The following is a 24,395-nucleotide window of genomic DNA, read 5'->3' as shown; positions in this document are numbered from 1 at the left end:
TTAAGCAACTATGAGCGAGCTTTTTACTGCCCAATCCATTATCAGCCTTCTTACCCTGACCTTTCTGGAGATTGTTCTGGGTATCGACAACATCATCTTCATTTCCATTGCTGCCAACAAACTGGCGCGACAGGATCAGGCAAAAGCCCGGAACATCGGGTTGATTCTGGCCATGGCGTTCCGGTTAGCGCTTCTGCTGGCTATCTCCTTCGTTATTTCGCTCAGCAAGCCTTTCACCCACATCGACGCCGGCTGGTTTCAGGCGGCCTTCACCGGCCAGAGTCTGATTCTGTTTGCCGGGGGGCTGTTTCTGCTCTATAAGGCCACGTCCGAAATTCACCACAAACTGGAAGGGGTATCCGACGAAGAAGCCGGAGCGGCCACGAAAGGAAAAGCGACGATTTCCAGCGTAGTGACTCAGATCGCGCTCACCAACATCGTTTTTTCGATTGACTCCATCCTGACGGCCATTGGCCTGACGCAGAACGTTACGGTCATGATGATTGCCGTGATCCTGTCGGTCCTGATTATGATGTTCTTTGCCGGTCCCGTCGGGCGGTTTGTTAACGAGCACCCGACCATTCAGATGCTGGGGCTGGCTTTCCTGATCATGATTGGCTTCATGCTGGTTGCCGAAGGCGCGCACCTCTCCGAAGTGGTTTTCTTTGAGCAGGCTATCGGATCCGTACCAAAAGGGTATCTGTATTTTGCCATTGCGTTCTCGCTGCTCGTCGAATTCCTGAACATTCGACTGCGCAAGACGCAGGAGCCCGTTCAGCTACGTGGCTACGAAGGGCAGCCGCAGCAGGACGGCATTTTATAATCGGCCGCAACGGGTCGTTGGCTAGTAAAGGGTCTGCCGGCAGATTGTATCTTTGCCGGCAGACCCTTTGAATAATTCTTATCATTTTGTCGTTAAGCGAACAACTTCAGGATATAGTAAGCAGCCTTAAGGGCTTTGGGCCAATCATTTGGTTGTCCTTTGCGTTCTGCGGGCTATTAGTTGCCGAACTGCTGGTTCGTAATAATTCGGCCGGTCGGGCGCGTCAATGGCTGGCGGGTCTGAGCCTTGTGGCCATTGTTGTAGCCGGTTGGTGGGCAGTGCTGCTGCCGACGCGTGGTTTTCTGTTTCTCCGGTTGCTCTTTGTCGACAGCCAGGCCATTTTTTTTCAGGTGCTGATAGCGCTGGGAGCCGCCCTGGTGGTGGGGTTTGAATGGTCGATGTCACAGGGCTTTACTTCACCCCCAACCTCTCCTCTGACGCAGACGAAGGGGGTGGAGGTGAGGGCCACACGGTTACCTATCGAATGGTATTCGCTCCTGGTTGCTATGGTGCTGGGCCTGTTCCTGATGACCATGTCGGTGAACCTGCTCTCTATCTACCTCAGCATTGAACTGGTCTCTATCTGCTCGTATCTGCTGACGGCCCTGACCGCCGACCGGAGCGCGTCGGAGGGGGGCATTAAATACCTGCTGTTCGGAGCCGTTAGCTCGGCCGTGATGCTGTACGGCATGTCTCTGCTGTACGGCATGACCGGTACGCTCGACATCACCGCGGACGCGTTTGGTGTCGGGTTGTCCCAGAACGAATCGGCCGTAGTTGCCGTAGCGGGTTTACTGACGCTGGCAGGGCTACTGTTCAAGCTGTCGGGAGTGCCGTTTCATATCTGGACGCCCGATGCCTACCAGGCTGCGCCGGTGCCCGTGGCCGCGTTCTTCTCGGTCGGGCCGAAAGCCGCTGCGCTGCTGGTAATCATGCGTATTGCCACGACCTTACCCATCGATCCGGCCGACGGTGGAGCCTCGCTGCTGGCCTTACAGACGCCCCTGGCTGTCCTGGCGCTGGCCGGCATTGTGCTGGGCAACCTGTCGGCGCTCTGGCAGACCGATGCCAAACGCCTGCTGGCGTACTCAACCATCGCGCAGGCCGGGTTCGTGCTCGTTGGTGTTGTGGCCTTGAACGAAACCGGGTTTGAAGCCGCTACGTTCTACGTCGGAACGTATCTGTTCATTTCGCTGGCGGCCTTTTTTCTGATCGACCTGCTGGCGCGGCAAAACGGCGGTAGTCTGACGATCAGCCAGTATGCGGGCCTAGGAGCTTCTCAACCGCTGCTTTCCGTCGCGCTCACGGTGGTCATGCTGGCCCTGACGGGGCTGCCCCCAACGGTCGGGTTTACAGCTAAGCTCCTGTCTTTTTCGGCTCTATACGACGCCTGGCAGCAGTCAGGCAATAGCTGGCTGCTGGCCCTGTTCGTGCTGGGGCTCCTGAACGCCATCATCTCCCTGGTCTACTACCTGAAGATTCCGTTCCTGCTTTTTTTCCGGCCGCGAGCCGCCGAATCGACGGCCACCGTTCAGCCATTACCCCGCCTTGCCGTCTGGCTGTCGCTGGGGCTCGTCGTTCCGATCATACTTCTTTTTCTCAAGCCGGACTACCTGCTGCAACTGATCAGTGGCTGGTAGACTTCCTCTCGTTTATTGCTTCAGCAGCCGTTGCCGGACTTCGGTCTGATCGGTCGTGACGCGCAGCAGGTACGTTCCCGGCGGAAGCCCGCTTACGTTAAGGTCTGCTTTTCGCTGGCCAGGCGGTATCGTCTTTTGGTGTACAGCCCGGCCGGTCGCATCCACCAGCGTCAGGACAACCGGACCCGTCACACCGGATGGAAACGTAACGGTACAGGTGCGGTCTACCGGATTGGGGCTTATCGACCAGCTACCGAGGTTACTCACAGACGGGTCAACCGCCAGCACGATATCGATGGTGACCGGCACGGCCGAAGCGAGGGCCGTACAACCGTTGGGAGCCGTTACCAGCACACTGTACTGTCCCGATTGTGGCGCGGCAAAACTGACACTTGTGGCCCCCGCCACGGCCGTCCCATCCCTGAACCATTGGTACGCATACCCGGTGGTGCCGTTTGCCACCAGACCAACCGTATTGGGAACGTACACACGCGTTGGTCCCTGCGGGGTAATGGTAGCCGTGATCCCTTCTTTCACCGTAACGGCCACCGGGGGCGAGGTAGCCCGGCACCCGTCCAGCAGCACCGCAACGGCATAACTACCCGCCTGATTGACCGTCAGGCTCTGCGTTGTGGCGCCGGTAATTGCCGTCCCATCCTTACTCCATTGCAATGTTGCCGCGATGTCGGCATCGGCCTGGAGCGTCAGCAACGACCCGGCGCAAACGGCTGCCGTTGGTCCCGGCGTAACGCCCGCCCGCGGAATGGGGTAAATGATAAAGTTCAGGCTTTCATCGCCGTAAATGTTAAGACCGTCCTGCTCCGCAACGAGTCGGACTTTATAGCGGGGGCCGTTCGGTTGAGACGCCGGAATCCGTACGGTGGCCGTTCCGCTTTCGACGGAGCTGACCACCGGAACGAACTGCACGCCGGTTGGGTCCGACAGCTCGGCCCGGTATTTTACACCGGTAGAAGGGGTAAAATTAGTGGTGAACGTAACCTGCATGGCATCGCCGGGACAGTAGTTCGTTTTGGCTACTATCGGCACGATTGTACGGGTGTCGTACTGGCTCAGGCCGTGGCTGTTGTTCAGAAGCCAGATTCGGTTATCGAGGCCGACACGCATGGTGGTGCTTTGGGTACCAGCGCTCAGGAAATTGTCGGTCAGCCAGTTTTGCCCATCAAACCAGTAAAAAGTCTCCGACGACAATACGACCGGATTGTTTTTAACATCGAAACGGACCTGGGTAAATGTGCGGTTATCGAAGCCGGTTATTTCTTTGGATAAAATCCGGGTCCAGCTCTGGTCGGTCAGGTTCAGCCGGGCTAGTCCGTTGACCCCGCCAACGACTACGTTCTGGCCCGTTCGGTCGACGGCGACGCAGTAGGGTGTTTCGATCGGCAGCGTAGTCAGGATTTCCCATTTCGTTCCATCGAAATGGCCGAGGCCGATTTTGGGGCCGAAGGTTAGCCACAGGTGGTTGTTGCCATCCAGCGCGGCATCCCCAATCGATGAATTTGGCAGGGTTGGCTGGGTGAAAGCGGCCCATTGGGTACCGTTGTAGCGGTATACCGCCCGGCTGGCTATGACATACACAACCCCGTTGCCATCAACCAGTAATCTGCCCGTCAAGGTTGGTGCGCCGGCGGGGTTGGGGATTCGTTCCCAGGTGCTGCCCGTCTGCCGGTATACACTTGAATTGGCTAACAGATACGCCTGATTTTTAGGATTTACTGCAATAGCCGCTACGTTTGGCGGTACGTTGTCTGTGGGTACGGCGGTCCATTGTCGTCCGTTCGGGCTGCGGTACAGACCCTGCTCCGACGCAAGGTAGGCCGTGCCGGAAGCGTCGAACGCCAGATCGTTCAGTCCGGTCATCGGTAGCGCCGTGTTGGCCGGATTGACGTACGCCCACCGCCGGTTGTCGGGGCCGGTCTGAAACGAACTGTTTGTCCACGTACTTTCGTAACCCGTACTGAGGTTTTTGACCTTGATCCGGACGTAGTAGATTTTATTCGGCTGCAGCGAGTCGGCCATAACGACCAGATGCGTTCGGACCGAAGGTTCGTTCAGTTGATTATACGTCAGGTTTTTTGTAAAAATCGGATTGGTAAAATCAGGGCTGGTAGCTAATTGCACGGTCGATGTACTGGCTTCTTCGCTGGTTTCAAACCAGGAAATAGGAATGCTCAACTGGTGTTTCACGGCCGTTGCCCGGTTGGCCGCGGGCCAGACCGACGTTATCTGCGGGGCCTTTACAAACGACCGAACGGGTGACCAGGCGCTTTCCGTGCCTGCGTTGATGCTCTTGATCCGCCAGAAGATCTGACAGTTGGCGCAGGTGGCAAAATTATCCTGCGCGAAATCCTGACCGGTTGCCGATGCTGCCAGCGTTTTCGAGTAAACCGGCGTTGTAAACGTCGGGCTGTAGTTGGCCTGAACTACGTAGCCGGCAGCGCCCTCGGCCGGAAACCAGTTCACGGTAGCGTTCCGGACCATGCGGGCGTTGGCAACGGGGAGCCGTTGGCTGGGCGGCCGGAGCGTTGGCGAAGCCGTTACGGTCAGTTGAGCCGTGGCCGACCACGCACTTTCGCCCAGCGAATTAATCGATTTGACGCGCCAGAAATAGGTCTGATTCGGTACGTCGCTGATTTGAACGAGCGGAAATGATAGCAGCGTATCCGTCACGACGCCGTCTGCGAACGACGACGATGTAGCCAGTTGAAAGCGATACCGCTCCGCCTTCGGCGTAACGGCCCATTCGAGGTATGGGTCGGGTCGCTGGGCCGCAACGGCAGCAATACCCGTTGGTACGGCCGGTGCCTGGCCGATGGTCTGGCTGGCTAAGGCGACATCCGAGTTTTTCCGAATCAGCGCAACGCAGAAGGGATTAAACGTTGCTTCCTGCTTGCCATTGCCGACCGTCTGGCAGGTGCTCATCACGGTGCCGATACGCGGAGTGACCGGCCCGGCGTAGCAGGACCCTTCAACAGAACCGCAGAAATCAATCGGACCGCCCGGCCAGTTGCAGTTGTTGGTGTGGGGCGACCCCATTACGTGGCCGATCTCATGGATGATGGTTACGATCCGGTCCGTTACGCCCGGTTGGTGGTACCCAACCACGGCCGCTTCCGAAAAACTGGTGCCGTTGAGGTAGGCAATGCCCGATGCCTGCGGATCCTCTTTGGCGGAGTAGCCCAGAATAAAATTGCGGGGTACGGAGGCCAGATTCTGCTTCCACCATTTGGTCATATCGGCGAGGTGCAGACCCAGGTCATCGCGCCTGGTGTAAGGGTCGGCCGTGTCCCAGATGCGGAAATAGCTGACCGTTAGCCTGATATTTAATTCGCGTTCAAAAACGGCGGACGCTGCCTCAATGGTCTGGTAAACGTACCGTTTGATTTCCGGAACATCACCGGCAAACAGTCGGTATAATTCATTGTCGACGTCAATTGCCACAAACACTTCCTGACGTGGTCCGGCCGGCCGACGAGCCGACGATGTATCCACCGTCAATCCCTTCATGAGTTGGATCATCGCCGGCGTCAGCTGCGTATCATCCGTTTTGCAACTGAAACGAGGACTACCCGATTGCGCGTCAGCTGTCGACCAGGCCACCAGAACGAGGATGACACCAAGACTAAGAATCGATAATATCTTCATAATTAGCTAATTGGATAGAACGGCAACACCAACTAAAGTTGCGTCCGCCAATCGGCTAACTCAATAGATACGGTTCGGTAATTTACTGGAAGGCAGTTGTTTTTAGGGAGTGGAGAAGGCAATCCTGTTTTATCTCCGGTAAAGTCAATTAGTTGGCCTTGTTCACCCGAATTGCGGTTACCTGCCGAATCCAGCGGGCGTGTTTTTTCTCGTCGGGAACCACCACACGTAACGGGCCTGCATCGGTGGGGAGCGGTTTGCCGTCCATTTTATCGACCAGCAGAATCTGACGGTCCGTAAACTCGGGGTCCAGTTCGGGCAGCGCAAACACAACCTGGTAGCCATCGGCCGCCGTCAGCAGCACGTACTTGCCCAGGTTTGGTCCCCGCAGTTTGCCCCCAAGGGTAACCCCGGCCTGCCGCAGTACCTCGACCAGCGGAACGCCCGAAAACCGGTGCTTTTTTTCATCGTGGTCTTTGGCCGTTACGTCGACGTGGGGCATGGCCGCCAGATCGGTGGCCTGTAAGGTCAGGGGCTTGTCAACTTCGCCCTGAACGGTCAGCGTGGCCTGCGCACGTACCGTAACGGCTGCGCCGGTCAGAACAAGCAGGGTAAAAAGGCGGGTAAATAAGCGGTGGTTAGTCATGGATGGATTGGACGTGGGGTAAAAGTGAGTTACCGTTTAGTGATGATCAGGTTGACGAAGTAGTTTCGACCGGCTTCCGGAAAACCTTCTACCAGAGCGTAGTTTCGGTCGAACAGGTTATTGACGCCCCCTTCGATGGCTACGTATCGGATCAATTGCACCGAAGCCCGCAAATTGACGAGGGCATAAGCCGCAGCCCGAATGCCGTAGCTGGTGCTATAGCGGGCCGAGTTGTAGTCGAGACTGCCCACCAGCGATAACCGGCGAATGGGCTGCGCCTGAGCGTAGAGAAACAGTTTGTGGTTGGGTACGTCGATGAACCGGATGGTCGGGTTGCTCAGGTTCTGCCGCTTCAGGTAGCTGTACTGAACCCCGGTTTGAAAAGCGGTGGAAATCGGTACGTTCACCGACAACTCAGCCCCGTAGAACTCCGCTTCGCCGGTATTCTGCAACTGAAAAATAGCCGGCTGTACATTGTTGACCTGCTGAATAACGTCCGTAAGCCGGCTGTAGAACACACTGACCTGCACCTGAAGAAGCCGGGCGATCCGGTCGCTGTAGGCCAGTTCGTAGTGCAGGGCCGATTCGGCGCTCAGATCCGGATTGGGAATGGCCGCGCCCAGTCGATACGAATACCGGTCTTTGATGGTAGCAAAGCGGGTCTGGCGGGCGGCCGTCAGACTGAGCTGCCGGAACTGGGTTGGGGCGTAGAACAGGCCCAACTGCCCGTTGATGGCCTGGCTGTCGTTATCCGCAAAGTCGGAAACGCGCTTCGTATTGCTGTCATAGTTTTCGGCCCGCAGGTTATTCCGCGTGTTCAGGCTGATGCCCGGCACCAGCGACCAGCCTTTGCCCAGCGTAAACACATCGTCCAGCCCAATCGACATGGTGTTGTCGATAAACGTCCGGATGGGTTCGCCGGCGTTGTTTTCGCGGTGCCGATCCTGTTTGTAATGAACCGATGCCCGCAGAGTATGGTACCGGCTGAGTCGGTTGCCATACTCGACGGAACCGCCGTACGTGTCGTCGTTGTAAAAACTCTGGAAGGAAGAAGGCCGCCGTTGGGTCGTGTACGTAGCATCGTCGTAGGCATCCAGGCGGTTTTTGAACCGGTCGTAGTACAACCGCGCTTTCACGTAACTCGTGGCGCTCAACGCCGTCCGCGAAATGAAATACCAGCTTTCCTTGTCCCAGTACGGCCACTGCCAGAAACGGGCCCGTTGCAGCGGATCACTGCCCACGTAGGGCGGGGTACCTTTAGCACCCTGCTGGTTCACGTAGCTGAGGGCGTACTCATCCGTACCGTTGGGCGTAAACCCAGCCTTCAGCGTGTATTTCACATCGTCCCGAAAGGCGTTGTCCCGATCGCCACCGTCTTCCAGGGGCCTGGGGGTAAAATCAGTCGACAAAGGAAAGGTCGCCTGCTTGAGCCGCGAAGCCGAACCCTGAACGTAGAATTTGCCCAGATTGGAGCCGATGTTCAGATTCAATCGATGACCACGTCCGCTGAGCAACCCCGCCCGGCCGTCAAATTCCAGTCGCTGCTGGGGTCGGCGGGAAACCAGGTTGATGGCTCCGCCCAGCGTATTAGGACCATAGACGACAGAGGTAAACCCTTTGGAAACGTTAATTTCGGATAAATCGAACGTAGTGAAGCGGGCCAGATCTACGTAACCATCATAAGGCACATATACCGGAACACCATCGATGAATACCGGCACCTGCCGCAGATCGAACCCCCGGATGAACACCACCGATTCGTTCCGGGCACCTACGCTCGCTAACGTTACGCCGGGCAGCAGACTGAGGGCCCGGGCTGCGTCGGGCCGGTTGAAGGCTTCGATCTGCCGGATCGTTGCCCGGCTGACCGAGTCGCTGCTTCGTTGGCCACTGACCGTGACCTCGCCTAACTGAAAAACGCGGTTGGTTAACCGGCTGGTGTCCGTAGCTACCAGCTGACCCAGTAAAGCGTGAGGGAGTGCTAACAAACTGATAAGCAGGACACGGAATGGTACAGTCATATGGGAAAGGTGGGCTTTGGGAAGCGATATATTCGCGAAAATATAACGCCCGTATCAACTTACAAAGCAAACCCGTGTTTTGCTGGTGCAGAAGGGTTGCCAATCAGTTTTGAGGGCTGGCTGGCTCCGTGTTCAGGCCGTAGCAGGTGGCTTTATATGAAATCCGGCTGGCAGGTCGGATCGTACTGTAAATGAGTACAGCCGGTCGGATAGACCGTGAGAAGACGCACCCGATCAGGTCGGTCGGGTTAATTTGGGTTGGATTAAAATGTAAAGCCGGCCGGTGCTTGTCTCTATCTTTTCTTACTTTTGTTCAACGCCCCGCTGAACGAAACAGTCCCGGGCGTCGTTACCATTTTGTTAACAAATTAAAACCAAACCGCTTCGGCGAACCAGCGTTTGGTACGTCAGCAGCGGTTCTCACTGTCTCCGAACGGCCTGCGGTATGAGCGACGCCATCAAACATGAATGCGGAATTGCCCTGATTCGGCTCCGAAAACCGTTTCAGTATTACATTGACAAGTATGGCACGCCCCTCTACGCGGCCAACAAACTGTACCTGCTCATGGAAAAGCAGGTTAACCGAGGTCAGGATGGCGCTGGTATTGCTAACATCAAGATCGACGTTCCGCCCGGCCACCGCTACATCAGCCGCTACCGTTCCGTTGACCAACGTCCTGTGACGGACATCTTCGAGAAGGTCAACAAAAAATTCCGCAAATCCATCAAGGGAAACAAAGACAAGGCCCGCGACGCCCGCTGGCTCCAGGAGAACGTAGCCTTCACGGGCGAAGTCTGGCTGGGTCACCTGCGTTACGGTACCCACGGCGCCAATGAGATCGAGAACTGCCACCCCATGCTGCGGCAGAGCAACTGGCGGAGTCGTAACCTGGTCATGGCGGGCAACTTCAATATGACCAATGTGGATGGGCTGTTCGATAAACTGGTTTCGCTGGGCCAGCACCCCAAAGAGAAAGTGGACACCGTAACCGTAATGGAAAAAATCGGCCACTTCCTCGACGAGGAGAACCAGCGGGTGTTTGACCGGTTCAAAGGCATCTATGAGAACCCGGACCTGTCCGATATTATTGAAGACAACATTGACCTGCAGCGGGTGTTACACCGCTCGTGCCGCGATTTCGACGGTGGCTACGCCATGGTTGGCCTGACTGGTTACGGAGCCTCGTTTGTGGCCCGCGACCCGGCCGGTATTCGTCCGGCCTATTATTACGCCGACGACGAAATTGTTGTTGTTGCTTCCGAAAAGCCGGCTATCAAAGCCGCTTTCAACGCCGATTACAGCGCAATTCAGGAGGTGAAGCCCGGGCATGCACTGATCATCGATAAATACGGTGAGTTTGGCGAATATCAATTTATTCAGCCGATCGAAAAGCGGTCGTGCAGCTTCGAGCGCATTTACTTCTCCCGGGCGACGGATCCTGATATTTACAACGAACGGAAAGAACTGGGCCGCCTGCTGGTGCCGCAGATTCTGGAGGAAATCAACTACGACCTGGAGAATACGGTATTCTCATATATTCCCAACACCGCCGAAACGGCATTCTTCGGTATGGTTGAGGGCCTGGAGGAGTACCTTTATAAACAACGGAAAAAAGCCATAATGGAAGGCATCCTGTTCGAGCAGGATCTCGACCGTGTGCTGTCCTTCCGGCCACGTATTGAAAAGCTGGTGTCGAAAGACGTAAAGCTGCGTACGTTTATCACCGACGACGCCCAACGCGACGATATGGTGTCGCATGTGTACGATACTACGTTTGAGGTCATCAAGAAAGGTAAAGATAACGTTGTGGTAGTCGACGATTCTATCGTGCGGGGTACTACACTCGAAAAGAGTATCCTGCGGATGCTCGATCGCCTGGGACCGAAGAAGATTATTATCGTTTCATCAGCCCCGCAAATCCGCTTCCCCGACTGCTACGGTATCGATATGTCGAAGGTAAAGGAGTTTGTAGCGTTCCGGGCGGCTCTTGAACTGCTCCGCGAGCGGGGTCAGGAGTACATTATGGACGAAGTATATGCCCAATGCGTAGCGGCTATTGAGTCCGGAAACGCGGCCCAGCAGAACTACGTCAAAGCCCTATTCGAGCCGTTTACGCACGAGGAACTGTCGCGGAAAGTAGCCCAGATCATTACACCGGCCGACCTGAACGCCGATGTGGCCGTCGTGTATCAGACCGTTGAAAACCTGCACCGTGCCTGTCCTAACCACAGTGGCGACTGGTATTTTACGGGTAACTATCCGACCCAGGGGGGAAATCTGGTTGTCAACAAATCGTTCGTCAACTTCATGGAAGGTAAGCTGGTAAGGGCTTATTAGATTTGACATAGAAAAGGAAACGGCCGGAAAGGAGATCGAGGTAGCTTAAACGCTTCATCTTCTCCTTTCCGGCCGTTTCCTTTTCTACTTTGTTACGTTATTTCTTCCACTGAAGGGCATTGATAAACTGACCAATTTTGCGGCCTTCCCTCAGTCCCGTATCGTTGTCCTGCCGGGTATGAATACCCCCCAGGAAGCGGGACCAGGCCGACTCTTCAGCCGTTTCCCAGAACGATTTATACGATCTGGCCTTGAAGTCAACCTGGCGGAGGTTGTCGCGCACGCGGCCTACGTGTGAGTCGTCGGTAAACGAAAACTGATCGCCATAAAGGTCTGTCATCACAGTCGCTGCTGCTGCTGACTGGGTAGCGTGTCCGGACGAATAACCCGGAAATGGCGGGGCCGGCCAGAACGGCATCCAGTTGGGATCAATCGCTCGTCGTACGTACGTATAAGGCCGCTCATTGTTAAACTTGAACTTGCATTTCCAGCACATTACAAAGGCATCGGAAACGGCAAGCCCTGTGCGGGCGAGGGTTTCGGCTGTTTTAGCCAGATCAGCATTCGCTTTTTGAGCCACAATACGGGCAATGTTGTAGGAGTGACCCGGTGGGGTGAAGGTTTCACTGGGATCATCGGCCCACCAGATTGCAATTTCTTTTTCCTCCTGGGTTAACGTTTTGTGTTTGGTATAGACCTCCAGATACTGCGCGAAATACTGCGATTTGATGTCGGTCGAAACCGGCAGCGGGCTCGGAATCGTCAGGGTTGTAACCGCGCTCAGGAACGTCCGATTCTTACCCCAATACGGTTGCATAGGAATCTTACGGCCGTTTTCTGTTGGTTGCCAGAGGCCAGGTCCAGTGGGGACTACGTAATCGGCCGGGAAGTTCCGGTTATACCCTTCATGACCGCCGTCGGTCTTTGAATAGTCAAATATAGCCGTGGCAATGGCCCGCCCGAATGCAATAGAGCGTTCGTTAATGGCTTCGTCGGTTTCCCTGAGTTGCGCAAACAAGGCGTTTTCCAACGAATCAACCCGGGCTTTGCCGGCATCGTTAAGATTGCCAAAAAGACTTTTCAGGATACTGGCCTGTGCCGCATTGGCACTAAGTGCCCAGTTGTACCGTTGGTTGGCTTCGGGTTGAGGAAGCGACGTAAACTGCTGAAGCTGACCAGCCAGCGACCGATGGGTGGGTATGCCGGGTACTACCGATTCATACAGAGTCAGACCTGCATACCCAAAGGTACGGGCTGCAACGGGAGGGCTGAAACCGCCGGCAGACCGCACTAGCTGTAAGTGCAAAGAACTCCACTTTAAAGCTACCTCGGCATTGTACTGGTCGGCTGGTTTGCCGGTTGCATCAGGAGCAAGGGGTTCGTCTGTCGGGGTCCGACAGGCCTGCAAAACGACCAGGGCCAGGCAGATGACAAGTTGCCCGAAGCGGTTCCGTGAGCCGGGCAATGTTGGAGAAGAATAAAAATCAAGTAAATTGTGCTTCATAGTTGCTGGTGTCTGAGGAAGCTGCCGACAACACGCTTGCTAAATCATTTATAATAAATCGTTTAAGCAAAAACGTTGCCAGTGCATCAGTGTAAACTTGAGCATTGTTCGGCTGGAATTGTAGCAAATCATCTCTGGTAACACGATAATTTAAGTCTAGTATAAAGCCCAGCCTATGCGCATACCTGAAGAAACTGTTGAACGAATTCGTCAGGCGGCCGACATCATTGAAGTTGTAAATGACTTTATTTCACTGAAGAAGCGAGGCAGTAACTGGATCGCGTGTTGTCCATTTCACAACGAAAAAACACCCTCTTTCAACGTTAATCCGAGTCGTCAGATCTACAAGTGTTTTGGCTGTGGTAAGGCCGGCGATGCCGTAAAATTCGTGATGGATGTCGAAAATATTGGGTACGGTGAAGCCCTGCGATACCTGGCCAAAAAATACGGCATCGAAATTGAGGAGCAGGAGCAGACTCCTGAAGAGGTTATCCGGCAGAATGAACGCGAAAGCCTCTTTATTGTCCTCAATTTTGCCAAAACGTTTTTTCAGGACACTTTGCTGACATCCGAAGAAGGGCAAAGTATTGGACTCAGCTATTTTCGTGAGCGCGGGTTTTCCAACCCTACCATCGAAGCGTTTGACTTAGGCTATAGCTTCGACCAGTGGGACGCGCTGCTGAAAGAGGCCACACAACGGGGGTATAATCGGGAATTACTCGAAAAAGCAGGACTCGTAATCAGTAAGGAAGGAACCGACGGAGGTGCTCAGAAACTGTTCGACCGCTTTCGAGGGCGGGTCATGTTCCCGATCCACAATGTCTCGGGGCGTGTGATTGCGTTCGGAGCCCGTATCCTGAAAGCCGATAAAAATCAGCCCAAGTACCTTAATTCGCCTGAAACCGAGGTTTACCATAAAAGCCAGGTCCTGTACGGTATTTTTCAGGCCAAACAGGCCATCAGGCAGGAAAACGTTTGCTTTCTTACCGAAGGGTATACCGATGTAATTTCGCTGCACCAGGCGGGTATCAAGAACGTTGTGGCCTCGTCGGGTACGTCGCTCACCATTGAACAGATCCGACTGATCAGCCGCTTTACGCCTAACGTCACGATATTATACGACGGGGATGCGGCCGGGATCAAGGCCGCTCTTCGTGGCCTGGACATGGTGCTGGAAGAAGGCCTGAACGTCAGTATTGTTACGTTCCCCAACGGCGAAGACCCGGATAGTTACGTCCGTCAGGTAGGTGCCGAATCGTTCAAAACCTACATCCGCGAGAATACCCACGATTTCATCCGTTTTAAAACGGACATGTTACTACGCGATGCCGGCGACAACCCTTTCAAACGCGCCGAAGTCATTTCGGAGATTGTAAGCAGCATCACGCGCATTCCTGACCCTCTTCAGCGGCAGGTTTTCTTCAGGACGACTGCCCAGCAGCTGCACGTTGACGAGCAAACGCTGATTTCTGAAAGCAACCGGCTGGTTAGAAAGCAGCAAGATCAGACGCAGAAAGAATATGACCGGCAGAAAGATCGACAAAGCCGGCAGCAAATACCGCCCGGCACATCAGCCGAACCGTCGCTCGACGATATCAATGCCTTACTAAACGAAGCCGGTGTTGAGCCTTCGTTTCGTGAAGAGGTGCCAATGCCGGATCAACGGCCGGCAGCCGAACGCAGTAAAGCTGTTCGAACCCCTATTTCGTACCAGGAGGAAGAATGCATCCGGCTGCTGATCAACCATGGTAACCGGGAGCTGGAGCCGGGGGTTACGCTCTGTCAATACGTGCTGAGTGAATTACATGAGGTCGACTTTCAAACCCCGCCCTACGACTTGATGCTGACCTTGTTTCGGGAGGCATATAGTCAGGGAAATATCCTGACGGCAACTGATTTTTTCTCTGTAGAGCGGGAGTCAGACATACAGCATCATGCTATTACTTTAACAACGCCCCGGTATGAGATCAGTGAGGGGTGGGTAAAACATGAAATCTATGTACCAACTGAAGAAGAAATAGGTATTTTAGCCGATGCTGCGTACCGCAACATACTACGTATTAAAAAAATGCTGGCAGAACAACGGATGGCTTCGCTTCAGCAGCAACTGCGGGAATCAGCCGGTAAAACTTCCGAGGAAACCGATCAGCTCCTGATTGAATATATGCACTTTAAACGTATTGATATGGAAATATCCAGTCTACTGGGAACGGTCATCTCAGGCTAAAAAGAAAAAGCCCCAACCCATAGGTGTGGGGCTTCCTTTATCATGGGGGAAGGTGAACACTAAGCTTGTGCTGCTGTGAACCGCATCAACTCATTGTCGATTTTGCGATTCAGCTCTTCCAGCAAGCGGGCATGCGACTGCAGTTGGCCAGGCTTGGATGGTTGAGCAGATCGACCGGGTTTCTGACCGGTCATATCAAGTAACAGCGTCATGAGTACGTCACTCATGTGCTGACGTAGAGCCGTAAGATTACGGAGACGTGTCCGGTTTGCCGTAGGCTGCCGCCGGGCCGAGGCCTGCAAGGTGTTGATCACTTCGGTCAGCTGAGAATAGCGCCGGTGGAACTCCTCAGTCGCTTTCACCCAATCCAGGATCACGTTTTGCATCTCTGCCGGTGTAGCTTCATAGCCAAACGTCGGCGTTTCATCTTGCTTCATCATACAAAAGTTCGCAAATGGTACTTGCTGATCGATGAACCAAAATAGTAGCCCCAAATCGTTAAAAACAACCCATTTTGTGTGAAATCACCATTTAGCCAGACGAAATCACCTAATTTAGGCGAACCGTATTTGGGTGATTTCACCCAAGGCTATGGTGATTTCATACGAACGGGGTTGCAAAAGAATCAGTTATGTAATTAGATTCATCCTCTATACCGAAAACTTGTCATGAATCAACCGACCAACGGCCAGGATGCCGAACGTAATACAACCGGCAAAAACTTTTCGATTCGACGTAAAGATTTCTCAATTCTGGTTGCTCAGTCTGAGTTATTCAACTGTGAAGTACTGAGTCAGTTGCTGAAAGAGCAGGGATACAATGTAGTAGGCCGGGCTGTTGAGATGGAAGATACATTACAGCAGATTCGGGTAAAACGACCCGAATGTGTAATCCTTGAATCAGAAATTTCAGGACGTCGAAGTTTCGATATTGTGGAGCAGATGCGAGAGTCAAATCAGCGCACTAAATTCATCTTGTACACCAGCAAACCTGATTTACGGCTGGTTGCCAATGCCATGCAGATGGGGTTCTTTGGCTTTTTATACGCCAGCGATGGCCTGGAGGAGCTTTATAAGTGCTTTCAGACAGTAAGTAACGGAGGATGTTACTATAGTAGCGGATTTATGGCGCTGCTTAAAAATTATGGTGTAGAAGTAATGGCTGAAAGCACCCGAAATGAATTAAACCGGCTATCCGATCGCGAACGGGAAGTACTGCGCATGGTCGCTAACGGCCATACTGCCAACGAAATAGCTGATCAATTAGGAATAAGTTACCGAACCGCCGTGAATCATAAAGCTAGAATCGCCCAAAAGCTTGAGTTAAAAAGCTGTAGGCAATTACCACGCTACGGAATATCGGTGAAAAATTACCTTTAGGCAAAGACAAGTGAGCCAGTCGACTCATCTGCGGATGTGGAGCGCTGGCTTCCTTGTAACCACTCTCGGAATTCCTGCATTCTGGCGCGGGGAACAACAATCTCGTGCCTGTCGGGAGTGTCAAGCCTTACAATATATTTGCCGTTTTCCCAGTAAGCGTAGTTCAAAACGGACCGTCTGTTAACGATATAATCGCGCTTAATGCGGAAGAAATTAAAGGGATCCAGCTCGGTCTCTAACTCATTGAGCGTTTTGTTAATTAAGTAACGCCCTTTCGACAATTCGGCGTAGTAATAACGTTCCTCAACGGTGAAGAAGTAAACATCCGTAACCGGGAAGTCTAATTCACCATGAGCGTTTCGCCCTTTAAGGTGAGCCGTATACGTACGGGATACCGCAGGTGCAGGTTCTGGGGGAGATAACTGAACCTGAGGAGTAATGGTACCAGCTGCTTTTTCTCTATCCTCGTCTTCCTGCCGACGACGCAAGTAGTCTGAGAATAAAGAAAGATTGGTTGCTGTGTAACCGATAAGAAGAACTGGTATTAAATACTTGAAGTAAACGCTAAAAGTAAACGTGTTGGCTATGTATTTATACCAGTAATTTGAAAATGAATAATCCGGAAATCGCTCCAGTAAAAACCGGATCGTTTGTGTAACAGGATTAAATACGAAGAATGCCAGGAGAATAACAGGTAGTAACCGCAATTCGTAACGACCAATAGCAGGCCAATTAGCCTCTACTGATTTTATCTTTAGTACAGAATGATATTTACTAAGTAAAGTCAAAAGTACATACAAAGTGCAAATTTCTGGAATGAGTAAGCTTCGAAGAAAGAGAGCTATATACTGCCATAGACCCCCTGCTTCACTTACCATTTTCATTTTTACGGGATAAGCAAGGGACCAGGCCATGGTCTCTACCAGGAGTAACACTATCATAAGGATAGCTATACTCTTAATAGGCTTCCGTAAATACGTTAAGTGTAGTTTCAACTCCTTCATTATCCCTTAGCATAAATCAGTACTAAGATAGTGGTAATATTTGACTATTTCGCCACCTCATATTGAGACTTTTTTGCGATTGATGCCCCTTCATTAAACAAAGACCTTTGTATTGTTCAAACGGCGCAACGGATGCGCCTTCACAAAGGAAACTAACATCAATCGTAAAGCTACAAAGTCTCATGAAAAAGCAATTCTCCATCAAGCCGGTTCAAAAGAACAACGTATCTGCTGCCAAGAAAGAAGCCCACAACCTGCTGAAGTTCCTTAAGCCTGGCGAGTGCTGCGAAGTGATGCCCTACTTCCACGGTCTGAATCGCGAAACCGTTTTCTCTCTCTAATCCATTTCACCCTGGGTATCGCCAAGGCCGGTTTATGTTCTGACGGCGCGATAGCCATTATGTCACAGGTCAAATTTATCAAATCGTAAAGCTACAAAGTCTCATGAAAAAGCAATTCTCTATCAAGCCGGTTCAAAAGAACAACGTATCTGCTGCCAAGAAAGAAGCCCACAACCTGCTGAAGTTCCTCAAGCCTGGCGAGTGCTGCGAAGTGATGCCCTACTTCCATGGCCTGAATCGCGAAACCGTTTTCTCTCTCTAATCCATTTCACCCTGGGTATCGCCAAGGCCGGTTTATGTTCTGACGGCGCGATAGCCATTATGTCACAGGTCAAACTTATCAAATCGTAAAGCTACAAAGTCTCATGAAAAAGCAATTCTCTATCAAGCCGGTCCAAAACCAAAAGAACACTGTTGCTTCTGCTGCCAAGAAAGAAGCCCACAACCTGCTGAAGTTCCTCAAGCCTGGCGAGTGCTGCGAGACCATGCCCTACTTCCATGGCCTGAACCGCGAAACCGTTTTCTCTCTTTAATTAACCTCATTTACATACGACCATGTCATCCGCATTACGTCTGTATAAGCAGGAATTGACTCGGTGCCGGGAAAACTTCGAGCAGATTGATCTGCAGAAGGAGCGGGGGTATCTGATGAAGTTTACCACTTTCTCAGCCAATATGGAAAACATCATGCCTTCCATCCCCCGCGGCCGTCACGAGGAGCTATTCCATGAGCTTCTGCTACAACAGGTGTTTACCATGTTTGATCATCGATGCTTTTCAGCCGGCGACCTGATCAAACTCCGGGGTGCGCATGAATGGGCCTTGCGGAAGGATAACCCCCGCATCTATTGCACGTATCATTTCGGGTCATACCGAATTCTAACCAGCTTATTGTTCCGGCGCGGTCTGGATTGTGTGCTGCTGGTTGGTAATAATACAAATCGTCATCAGGGCGACGATATACTGGCGCACATCGACGAATTGCGTCGACAGCGTAACTGCAAGAACTCGTTCCGGATTATTGAAGCGGGTCATCCGTCGGCCGGACTGTCGGTCCTGCGTGAGCTGAAAGCAGGAAAATCGCTGATCGTATTTGTGGATGGCAGCCCCGAAACGGCGCCGGAAGCAAACGAAACTGATAAATTTTTATCAGTCAAACTGGGGAGCCGGCGCGTGTGGACTCGTAAAGGAGTTGGTTACCTATCCCACGCAGCTGGTGTACCGATCGTACCGGTGGTAACGTATCGGCAACCCGATCTTTCAAATGTCTTACACTTCCTCGATCCAATACGTCCCATCCGAAACAGCGACCGGGAAATGTATTGCCAGGAAGCCATGCAACAGCTCTACGATGCACTCTGGTCGCAGTTAAACCAGAATCCAGGCCAGTGGGAAGGATGGAACTATATTCAGTCATTCCTTGAGCCGGAAGCACCCAAACAAACGTCGTCTGGAAAACGGCCTGAACATCCGACTTTCAATGAGGATCGCTACACCCTCTGCGATCTGGAGCAGGCACCGGTTCTGTTTGATCGACGACTCTATCAAACGTATGAAATCTCCGAGGATCTCCGGGATCTACTCTTAAATCTGAATGAAGTAGACTCGGTTGAAGGCCTTGTTGGCGAAGAAATGTTCGGCGAATTGGTTGAGATGGGAGTTCTTTGCTAATCGCTTTAACGTAAAAGCACCTCGTCGATGCATAGATGTATCAACGAGGTGCTTTTACGTTCTATGAAATAACAAAATGTTGGTAGCTTGCTCAAGCTCCGCTGCCTACTTCAATCTCGTCACCTGACTTGTTGTAGAACTTGAAGTTCACGATGCCAAGTGAGCTGTCTTTCACGAGTTTAACCCAGTTTCTGTATTTGACGTACCACTGGATTTGCCGGGAATAAAAGCCCTTAGTGAAGTAGGCATGCAGAAAAGGGTGGACCGCGATGGAGACGCCCCGCTCATTTTGCTTGGTCAGAATATAATCGAGATTGTTCTCGATCACATCTGTTACCAGCACACTAGCCTGAATAGTACCGGTACCTCCGCAGGTTGGGCAAACCTCGCGGGTGACAATGTTCATTTCGGGCCGAACCCGCTGACGCGTAATCTGCATCAGCCCAAACTTGGTCAGAGGAAGAATCGTAAATTTGGAGCGATCCGATTTCATTTCATCGCGCATGATATCCTGCAGGAGCTTTTTATTTTCCTGCCTCTTCATATCGATGAAATCGACTACGATTATACCGCCCATATCGCGCAGCCGGAGCTGGCGGGCAATTTCTTTGGCCGCTTCGCGGTTTACACTAATCGCGGTTGCCTCCTGGTCTTCTTCTGAATTTGATTTGTTCCCGCTGTTGACATCGATGACGTGCAGCGCTTCGGTGTGTTCAATAATCAGATAACCCCCACCGGGTAGGCTAACCGAACGCCCAAAGAGTGATTTGAGCTGTTTTTCAAGCCCAAGGGCTTCAAACACTTTTGCTTTGCCGCTGTAGAGTTTTACAATTTTCTCTTTTTCCGGCGCAATCGTATGAATAAAATTTCTGATTTCGTCGAATGACTCCCGAGTATCGACCGTGATGCTGTCGAACGACTCGTTTAGCATATCGCGCAGGATGGATGATGCCCGATTCATCTCACCCAATACCCGGTCCCGGGGTTTCGCTTCCGTCAAAGCTTTAACAGCCTGCTCCCATTTGTCGAGGGAGTTCTGCAAATCCCGGTCGAGTTCCTCAACGTCTTTGCCCTGAGCGACCGTCCGGACAATGATGCCGAAATTTTGCGGCTTGATCGACGACATCAGCCGGATCAGGCGCGATCGTTCGGCACGATCGGTAATTTTTTTAGACAGGTTAACGCCGTCCGAGAACGGAACGAGAACCAAATAGCGACCAGCGATCGAAATATCGCAGGAAAGGCGTGGGCCTTTGGTTGAGATGGGTTCTTTGACCACCTGAACCAGAATCGGAGCATTTTTCGTCAGTACCTTATCGATTTTTCCGATTTTTTCGATCTCCGGCTCAAGTTTCATGCCGTTGAGCCGGCCGGTAGTGACGCGCTTGGCGATTACGTCTTTAATAAACTTGTTGAGCGAATTAACATTCGGTCCCAAGTCCTGATAGTGCAAAAAACCGTCTTTTTCGTGACCAACGTCTACGAAAGCCGCATTCAGGCCCGACGAAAGTTTTTTGACTGTTCCTAAGTACAGATCGCCAACGGTGAAGCTGCTGTCTAACTCTTCTTCGTGATACTCCAGCAATCTCTTGTTTTGCAAGAGTGCAATCCGATCACCTTTCTGAGTAGAACTGATAACTAATTCATTACTCACAAGATGAATCTACGGTTAAGATGACTGTATAAAAAGAAAGAAGCCACGTTCGGACCATTCAGACCGGCACGAGGCTTCCGCAAGATGAGTTTTCAGTTTATAGTTTTCAGTTTGAAGTTATCGGTCAGAACTCTATAACTGAAAACTGTAAACTACAGAACTGTAAACTATTTCTTTTTATGCCGGTTCTTTCTGAGCCGCTTTTTCCGCTTGTGGGTGGCAATTTTATGCCGCTTCCGTTTCTTACCGCAAGGCATTGTGTAAACGTATTTAAGTGGTTTAATAAGTGACGGCCAGCCACTCGGCAGGCCCTTTTTTGTTGGTTATACCAGTCATGATTTTAGGCTGAAACTGGCCTAAACCAGCCAGAGCAGCCGCAAACCATAACTGGTATACCGAAAACTACTGTAAGCGCTCCTCGTACTCGCGGATAGCCGCTAGTATCTGCGGATCTTTTTCCTGTTCTTTTACCTGCCCAAGCACCCGTAACGCTTCTACTTTCTGACCAGCCTCAGCCAGGCTGACGCCGAGATAGAACTGAGCTTTCCGGCTTGAGGGGTTAACCACCAGAATCTGGCGGAATCGTTCAATAGCTTTCTGGTATTGTCCCGAACGCATCGACAACAATCCCAGATTGAACAAGGCCAGTTCGTTGGTCGGATCCTGCTGCAACACTTCGCGCAGCAACATGATTCCCTGCATCGGCGTCTGGGTGTTGACGTACGTCATAGCCATGTTCGCCTTAGCAGCCAGCAAGTTAGAATTTTTTTCGAGCGCTTTCTGATAAAACTCCCGTGTTTTTTCGCCGAGACGTACCGTCTTGGCTTCGTCTACTGCGTACGTATACGCTTCAAAGTACTGGTCGCCGGCCCGCAGCAGGTTGCGTTCGTCGGGCTGAGCGGAGGCCAGCAGGCCAGCGTAATAAGCGGCACTATCGAAACGACTGGCTTCACGGAAAAAAGTGATTAACTGCTCACCGGCTGCCTGTTTGGCAGCGGCTTCTGAGGCCTGAAATCTGGCCCGTAGTCCCGCCACCTGCTTTTGTTGCTCAGGTGACAGCGACTGTTCATGGTTCATCGTTGAGTTCGGCGTCGCTGCATCCGTAGATTGGGATTTAGCGCCGTCTGTCTGACGTGACCCTGGCGTTTGCGACATATGGCCACCCGCTTCCGTCGCACTCAACTGCTTGTTTTCATCGCGCACGACAACCTTAGGCAGGGAATACAAACCTGCAGTAAGGGCCGAAGCCAGAACAACAACAAGAAGAATGGATTTATTCATGATGAAAATGCGTCGCAAACGTTACAGGGCTACGGCAGATTACTCAGCAGAGACTTTCGCCTTATCGCTGGTCTTTACCTGCTCAACGAAAATCTTAGCGGGCTTAAAGCTGGGAATATAATGCTCGTCGATTACCATGGCGGTATTCTTCGAGATATTGCGGGCTACTTTCTTGGCTCTTTTCTTGTTGATAAAGCTACCGAACCCTCGCACATAGATGTTCTCCCCCTCGGCCAACGAGTCCTTAACTACCGAAAAGAATGTTTCCAGAGTATGCGTTACTTCCGCCTTATCGATCCCGGTCTTATCGGCAATCTCTGCAATTACGTCTGCTTTCGTCACGACTTTTAAAACTTTAACGTTTACTATAATGTTGAAAAATCAGGTGTCCAAAATGGGAGCACAAAGGTAGAGCTTTCCGTTAAACTTTAAAAGTCATCTTGCTCAGTTTTCCTACCGGACAATACAAATTCTACTTTTACTTTGGATTGGCTATCAGACTCTAACCCTTCAGTAAAACCTGGTTTCGCCTATACGCTTGAACGTTGGTACGAACACCACAAGCGCGACCTTCCCTGGCGACACACCACTGACCCGTACCGAATCTGGCTTTCAGAAATTATTCTGCAACAGACTCGCGTTGTGCAGGGACGACCGTATTACGAACGATTTTTGGCCGCCTACCCAACCGTGTCGGACATGGCCCGGGCCGATGAGCGTGATGTGCTTCGGCTGTGGCAGGGCTTAGGCTATTACTCCAGAGCCCGGAATCTGCACCAGACCGCTCGTTATGTAACCACCCAACTGAATGGAAAGTTTCCCGAAACGTATGATGACTTGCTGAAAATGAAAGGGATAGGCTCGTATACGGCTGCCGCTGTCGCTTCGTTTGCCTTTGGGGAGCGGGTGCCGGTTGTGGATGGAAACGTGTACCGGGTACTGGCCCGGGTCTTTGGTATCACTGAGGATATTACAACCACTAAGGCCAAAAAAACCTTTGCGGGCCTGGCAGCGGAGCTTATTCAGTCGGCCGATAATCCGGCTACGTACAATCAGGCCATTATGGAGTTCGGTGCTATCCAATGCACACCGGTTGCGCCCGATTGTTTACTTTGTCCGCTTCAGCAGCAGTGCAACGCTTATCTGACCGGACGGCAGCAGCTATTGCCGGTCAAACGTAAGAAGGCACCCGTCCGGGAGCGGTACTTTACGTATATAGTATTCAGGCAGGACGAAAAGCTAGCCATGCGGGAACGAACAGCCCAGGATATCTGGCAGAATTTATACGAATTCCTGCTGATTGAAGATGAAGAACCGGCGGTGCCGTTAGCCAGATTGGTGCTGCCCGAGTCGGCAGCGGAACTCTTGCAAAACGGTGTTCCAACCGGGCCTCCCGTAGAATTGATGCAGTTGCTTTCGCACCAGCGGGTGCGTGCCTGGTTTTACGAGATTGAGGTGCCTGACCATCTAAATAGCCCCTTACCAACAGGCTTACAATGGTATTCTGCCGCCGAAATAGGGGGGCTGCCGAAGCCGGTTTTGATCACTAACTATTTGCAGCGATCACTTGGATAAGTAGTTTCATTTCAGTAACTTTATCCTCCTTAAGCCACCGTACATTTTAGACGATTTAAACACAATTTTAGCATGGCAAGCCTTAACAAAGTGATTTTAATTGGTAACGTAGGTAACGATCCGGAAGTCCGTTATTTTGATGGAGGAGGTGTAGTTGCCCGTTTCAGCGTTGCCACCAACGAACGTTATACCACACGCACCGGCGAGCAGGTTGAGCAGACGGAGTGGTTTCGCGTGGAGGTTTGGAATGAACAAGCCAAAACCGTTGAAAAATATCTGCGTAAGGGTCAGCAAATCTACGTTGAGGGACGTCTGCGTACTGAAACGTATACCGACCGTGATGGTAAAGAACGCTTTTCGCTGGGTGTTCGGGCTACTACCTTCCAGTTTCTGAGTAGTGGCCGTCCGGATGGCCAGGAGGAGTCGTATCAGCAGGCTCCGGCTGCGGCCGCTCAGCCTGAACGCCCGCGTCAGCAGGCTGCGCCCGCTCCTGCTCCACAACCCCAGCCTCAGCCGGCACCTCGTCAGCAAACGGCAACCCGCCAGCAACCAGCCAAGCGGGAGCCCGATCCGGTGTCGTTCGAAAGCAACAGTGGCGATGATGATTTACCATTCTAAGCCGCTGGGG

Annotated in this window: 20 protein-coding genes; 11 read left to right on the top strand and 9 right to left on the bottom strand. The window is 52.3% G+C overall.

Translation table 11 applies throughout. The features are described from left to right. Positions 1 to 10: 10 nt before the first annotated feature. Both DYU11_RS01440 and DYU11_RS01435 read left to right on the top strand, forming a co-directional pair. Positions 11 to 823: a TerC family protein gene (locus tag DYU11_RS01440; protein ID WP_119665862.1), complete on the top strand. Its 813-nt coding sequence runs from the start codon at positions 11 to 13 to the stop codon at positions 821 to 823. A gap of 86 nt (positions 824 to 909) precedes the next feature. Further along, positions 910 to 2,463: an NADH-quinone oxidoreductase subunit N gene (locus DYU11_RS01435; RefSeq protein WP_119665861.1), complete on the top strand. Its 1,554-nt coding sequence runs from the start codon at positions 910 to 912 to the stop codon at positions 2,461 to 2,463. A gap of 12 nt (positions 2,464 to 2,475) precedes the next feature. Here the strand turns inward: DYU11_RS01435 and DYU11_RS01430 are convergent, their stop codons facing one another. The 3 genes from DYU11_RS01430 to DYU11_RS01420 all read right to left on the bottom strand — a co-directional run bounded on the left by DYU11_RS01430 (position 2,476) and on the right by DYU11_RS01420 (position 8,793). Then, positions 2,476 to 6,126, bottom strand: a complete 3,651-nt coding sequence (locus DYU11_RS01430; RefSeq protein ID WP_119665860.1) for a M12 family metallo-peptidase — start codon at positions 6,124 to 6,126, stop codon at positions 2,476 to 2,478. 148 nt (positions 6,127 to 6,274) lie between these two features. After that, positions 6,275 to 6,772, bottom strand: a complete 498-nt coding sequence (locus DYU11_RS01425; protein ID WP_119665859.1) for a molybdopterin-dependent oxidoreductase — start codon at positions 6,770 to 6,772, stop codon at positions 6,275 to 6,277. Between the two features lie 29 nt (positions 6,773 to 6,801). Next, a complete protein-coding gene (locus tag DYU11_RS01420) occupies positions 6,802 to 8,793 on the bottom strand; it encodes a TonB-dependent receptor plug domain-containing protein (protein ID WP_119665858.1) in 1,992 nt (663 codons plus the stop codon). Between the two features lie 445 nt (positions 8,794 to 9,238). Here DYU11_RS01420 and DYU11_RS01415 point away from each other — a divergent pair, with 445 nt between their 5' ends. Continuing rightward, positions 9,239 to 11,131, top strand: a complete 1,893-nt coding sequence (locus DYU11_RS01415) for an amidophosphoribosyltransferase (RefSeq protein WP_119665857.1) — start codon at positions 9,239 to 9,241, stop codon at positions 11,129 to 11,131. 97 nt (positions 11,132 to 11,228) lie between these two features. On the opposite strand, the gene DYU11_RS01410 is transcribed toward DYU11_RS01415, so the two are convergent. Continuing rightward, complete coding sequence (locus tag DYU11_RS01410; RefSeq protein ID WP_119665856.1) at positions 11,229 to 12,635, bottom strand: vanadium-dependent haloperoxidase; 1,407 nt, start codon at positions 12,633 to 12,635, stop codon at positions 11,229 to 11,231. A 175-nt stretch (positions 12,636 to 12,810) separates the two neighbouring features. Between DYU11_RS01410 and dnaG the strand changes: the two genes are divergently transcribed. Next, the gene (gene dnaG, locus DYU11_RS01405; protein WP_119665855.1) at positions 12,811 to 14,862 is read left to right on the top strand and encodes a DNA primase; all 2,052 of its coding nucleotides are present in this window, start codon (positions 12,811 to 12,813) and stop codon (positions 14,860 to 14,862) included. A 59-nt stretch (positions 14,863 to 14,921) separates the two neighbouring features. On the opposite strand, the gene DYU11_RS01400 is transcribed toward dnaG, so the two are convergent. Then, the gene (locus DYU11_RS01400; RefSeq protein WP_119665854.1) at positions 14,922 to 15,302 is read right to left on the bottom strand and encodes a hypothetical protein; all 381 of its coding nucleotides are present in this window, start codon (positions 15,300 to 15,302) and stop codon (positions 14,922 to 14,924) included. A 228-nt stretch (positions 15,303 to 15,530) separates the two neighbouring features. Between DYU11_RS01400 and DYU11_RS01395 the strand changes: the two genes are divergently transcribed. After that, positions 15,531 to 16,241 carry a LuxR C-terminal-related transcriptional regulator gene (locus tag DYU11_RS01395; RefSeq protein WP_119665853.1) on the top strand — a complete coding sequence of 237 codons (711 nt, stop codon included), beginning with the start codon at positions 15,531 to 15,533 and terminating at the stop codon, positions 16,239 to 16,241. Here DYU11_RS01395 and DYU11_RS01390 read toward each other — a convergent pair. Continuing rightward, positions 16,238 to 17,155, bottom strand: a complete 918-nt coding sequence (locus DYU11_RS01390; RefSeq protein ID WP_229365657.1) for a LytTR family DNA-binding domain-containing protein — start codon at positions 17,153 to 17,155, stop codon at positions 16,238 to 16,240. The two genes, DYU11_RS01395 and DYU11_RS01390, sit on opposite strands and share 4 nt — an antisense overlap. Before the next feature lie 272 nt (positions 17,156 to 17,427). Between DYU11_RS01390 and DYU11_RS33430 the strand changes: the two genes are divergently transcribed. The 4 genes from DYU11_RS33430 to DYU11_RS01385 all read left to right on the top strand — a co-directional run bounded on the left by DYU11_RS33430 (position 17,428) and on the right by DYU11_RS01385 (position 19,257). Continuing rightward, positions 17,428 to 17,586 (top strand): hypothetical protein, encoded by a 159-nt coding sequence (locus tag DYU11_RS33430; RefSeq protein WP_199736650.1) that lies wholly within the window; start codon positions 17,428 to 17,430, stop codon positions 17,584 to 17,586. Between the two features lie 103 nt (positions 17,587 to 17,689). Next, the gene (locus DYU11_RS33425) at positions 17,690 to 17,848 is read left to right on the top strand and encodes a hypothetical protein (RefSeq protein WP_199736650.1); all 159 of its coding nucleotides are present in this window, start codon (positions 17,690 to 17,692) and stop codon (positions 17,846 to 17,848) included. Positions 17,849 to 17,951: 103 nt separating this feature from the next. Continuing rightward, on the top strand, positions 17,952 to 18,119 hold the full coding sequence (locus DYU11_RS33420) for a hypothetical protein (protein ID WP_199736649.1): 168 nt from the start codon (positions 17,952 to 17,954) through the stop codon (positions 18,117 to 18,119). Positions 18,120 to 18,141: 22 nt separating this feature from the next. Further along, positions 18,142 to 19,257, top strand: a complete 1,116-nt coding sequence (locus tag DYU11_RS01385; protein ID WP_119665851.1) for a lysophospholipid acyltransferase family protein — start codon at positions 18,142 to 18,144, stop codon at positions 19,255 to 19,257. Positions 19,258 to 19,348: 91 nt separating this feature from the next. Here DYU11_RS01385 and DYU11_RS01380 read toward each other — a convergent pair whose 3' ends face one another. The 3 genes from DYU11_RS01380 to DYU11_RS01370 form a co-directional block, all read right to left on the bottom strand. Further along, a complete protein-coding gene (locus DYU11_RS01380) occupies positions 19,349 to 20,911 on the bottom strand; it encodes an Rne/Rng family ribonuclease (protein ID WP_199736648.1) in 1,563 nt (520 codons plus the stop codon). A gap of 402 nt (positions 20,912 to 21,313) precedes the next feature. Next, positions 21,314 to 22,192: a tetratricopeptide repeat protein gene (locus tag DYU11_RS01375; RefSeq protein WP_119665850.1), complete on the bottom strand. Its 879-nt coding sequence runs from the start codon at positions 22,190 to 22,192 to the stop codon at positions 21,314 to 21,316. 39 nt (positions 22,193 to 22,231) lie between these two features. Then, positions 22,232 to 22,561 carry an HU family DNA-binding protein gene (locus DYU11_RS01370; protein WP_158600217.1) on the bottom strand — a complete coding sequence of 110 codons (330 nt, stop codon included), beginning with the start codon at positions 22,559 to 22,561 and terminating at the stop codon, positions 22,232 to 22,234. Between the two features lie 114 nt (positions 22,562 to 22,675). On the opposite strand from DYU11_RS01370, the gene mutY reads away from it, so the two are divergent. Next, positions 22,676 to 23,767 (top strand): A/G-specific adenine glycosylase, encoded by a 1,092-nt coding sequence (mutY, locus tag DYU11_RS01365; protein WP_119665849.1) that lies wholly within the window; start codon positions 22,676 to 22,678, stop codon positions 23,765 to 23,767. 72 nt (positions 23,768 to 23,839) lie between these two features. Beyond that, the gene (locus DYU11_RS01360; RefSeq protein ID WP_119665848.1) at positions 23,840 to 24,385 is read left to right on the top strand and encodes a single-stranded DNA-binding protein; all 546 of its coding nucleotides are present in this window, start codon (positions 23,840 to 23,842) and stop codon (positions 24,383 to 24,385) included. The last annotated feature ends 10 nt before the right edge of the window (positions 24,386 to 24,395 follow it).

Origin of the sequence: Fibrisoma montanum (assembly GCF_003583365.1) — a bacterium.
GTDB lineage: Bacteria > Bacteroidota > Bacteroidia > Cytophagales > Spirosomataceae > Fibrisoma > Fibrisoma montanum.
The sequence above is the reverse complement of the archived record's forward strand: the minus strand, read 5'-3'. Positions and strand labels throughout refer to the sequence as shown.

Coding starts and splice junctions, on each gene's coding strand:
- DYU11_RS01360 (WP_119665848.1), top strand. CDS start 23,840: ATGGCAAGCCTTAACAAAGTGATTTTAATTGGTAACGTAGGTAACGAT.
- DYU11_RS01385 (WP_119665851.1), top strand. CDS start 18,142: ATGTCATCCGCATTACGTCTGTATAAGCAGGAATTGACTCGGTGCCGG.
- DYU11_RS01425 (WP_119665859.1), bottom strand. CDS start 6,772: ATGACTAACCACCGCTTATTTACCCGCCTTTTTACCCTGCTTGTTCTG.
- DYU11_RS01400 (WP_119665854.1), bottom strand. CDS start 15,302: ATGATGAAGCAAGATGAAACGCCGACGTTTGGCTATGAAGCTACACCG.
- DYU11_RS01440 (WP_119665862.1), top strand. CDS start 11: ATGAGCGAGCTTTTTACTGCCCAATCCATTATCAGCCTTCTTACCCTG.
- DYU11_RS01430 (WP_119665860.1), bottom strand. CDS start 6,126: ATGAAGATATTATCGATTCTTAGTCTTGGTGTCATCCTCGTTCTGGTG.
- DYU11_RS01415 (WP_119665857.1), top strand. CDS start 9,239: ATGAGCGACGCCATCAAACATGAATGCGGAATTGCCCTGATTCGGCTC.
- DYU11_RS01420 (WP_119665858.1), bottom strand. CDS start 8,793: ATGACTGTACCATTCCGTGTCCTGCTTATCAGTTTGTTAGCACTCCCT.
- DYU11_RS01410 (WP_119665856.1), bottom strand. CDS start 12,635: ATGAAGCACAATTTACTTGATTTTTATTCTTCTCCAACATTGCCCGGC.
- DYU11_RS33420 (WP_199736649.1), top strand. CDS start 17,952: ATGAAAAAGCAATTCTCTATCAAGCCGGTCCAAAACCAAAAGAACACT.
- DYU11_RS33430 (WP_199736650.1), top strand. CDS start 17,428: ATGAAAAAGCAATTCTCCATCAAGCCGGTTCAAAAGAACAACGTATCT.
- DYU11_RS01390 (WP_229365657.1), bottom strand. CDS start 17,155: ATGGCCTGGTCCCTTGCTTATCCCGTAAAAATGAAAATGGTAAGTGAA.
- DYU11_RS01395 (WP_119665853.1), top strand. CDS start 15,531: ATGAATCAACCGACCAACGGCCAGGATGCCGAACGTAATACAACCGGC.
- dnaG (WP_119665855.1), top strand. CDS start 12,811: ATGCGCATACCTGAAGAAACTGTTGAACGAATTCGTCAGGCGGCCGAC.
- DYU11_RS01375 (WP_119665850.1), bottom strand. CDS start 22,192: ATGAATAAATCCATTCTTCTTGTTGTTGTTCTGGCTTCGGCCCTTACT.
- DYU11_RS33425 (WP_199736650.1), top strand. CDS start 17,690: ATGAAAAAGCAATTCTCTATCAAGCCGGTTCAAAAGAACAACGTATCT.